This is a genomic window from Megasphaera cerevisiae DSM 20462 (genome assembly GCF_001045675.1).
GTDB classification, from domain to species: domain Bacteria; phylum Bacillota; class Negativicutes; order Veillonellales; family Megasphaeraceae; genus Megasphaera; species Megasphaera cerevisiae.
The window spans coordinates 1-1279 of record NZ_LEKT01000119.1 but is presented as its reverse complement, the minus strand read 5'-3'; the positions used below and the strand labels follow the sequence as shown (position 1 = coordinate 1279).

At 33.8% G+C, this 1279-nt stretch carries 2 protein-coding genes; both read left to right on the top strand.

All coding sequences use genetic code 11. The features are described from left to right. Positions 1 to 214: hypothetical protein (locus AB840_RS17980; RefSeq protein ID WP_048514729.1), on the top strand; the 214-nt coding region annotated here is incomplete at its 5' end. Between the two features lie 129 nt (positions 215 to 343). Further along, positions 344 to 1042: an Abi family protein gene (locus AB840_RS15260; protein ID WP_048515669.1), complete on the top strand. Its 699-nt coding sequence runs from the start codon at positions 344 to 346 to the stop codon at positions 1040 to 1042. The last annotated feature ends 237 nt before the right edge of the window (positions 1043 to 1279 follow it).

The following is a 1279-nucleotide window of genomic DNA, read 5'->3' as shown; positions in this document are numbered from 1 at the left end:
TGACGCAAGCTCTGATCGAAGAACGGTATTTTCTGTACTTATTACACTTCAATGTTTCCTAAGTATCAGTGAATATGGAACTTTACATAATAAAATACGAAAAGAAACTCGTCACTTAGCTAATCGTTTAAAAACCATTTCTGCCAATCAAATTCTTACAAAGCTTGGGTTTCCTGCTGGCTGGCATGAGACCACTGAAAAAATAAAATATTAATTATTATTCTAATGTTAGAAATCCCGCATCCTGCTAGCATCAGGACATGGTAAAATTATAGCATAGCTACTAGTACGTTACGACATTAAAAATCGACGTTCTTACTATATGGGGTTTCAGCGAGGACATATGTGTAAATATAAATCAAAACTAAATTATTCAAGACAGTTACTACATCTCAAAAATAAGGGTATCACTATTAACAAATTGTCTGAATCAGAAGCCATAGAGTACTTAATGGAAAATAATAATTTGTTCAAATTGAGTTCATATCGCAAAAATTTTAATAAAGATGTTAATAAAGAGAAATATTTAGATTTAGATTTTTCATATTTGATCGATCTAGCAGTAATTGACACGCGCCTTCGAATGTTGCTATTGGAAATAGTTTTATGCATCGAACACTTTGCCAAGGTAAAGCTATTAAAACGAATAACGCTAGCCACAAATGAAGATGGATATTCTATTGTTTACGACTATGTGGAACATTTGAAAACATCTAATGAGGAAAATCACCGTCATTTAATACGTGAAATTGAGCGAACTGAAAAAAGTGTATATTGCAGAGATATTTATGAAAAATATCACGAAAAAATTCCTGTGTGGGCCTTTTTAGAATTAATAACATTTGGTTCGTTTATTTCGTTCTATAAATTTTGTGCAGATAGGTTTCTTTTACAAGATGATAATAAGGGCTATTTAAAAGGATTTGACAAGCAAATGCAGGATGAATTTTACATGTTTCTAGATATAAAACATATTCGAAATGCATCAGCTCATAATAATTGTATTCTAAATGATTTGAAAACTAAGCACAAGGGAGTGTAAAATGAAGTGTGTAAGTTACCGGTAACCAATTTACTAACTTACGCACTTCATTTTTTTGTCGAGGTGCGGTACACTATCAGAAAGCAGGTTGAAAGGAATTGAGTACAGCACTGATGAAGAAACGTAGAAACCCGAGTGAGAAAGGCCAGGCAATCGCCAAGCTCATCATGGAACAATACCAGCCGAAGACGCAGGAAGACATGCAGATAGCGCTGAAGGACGTGTTCGGTCCTATCT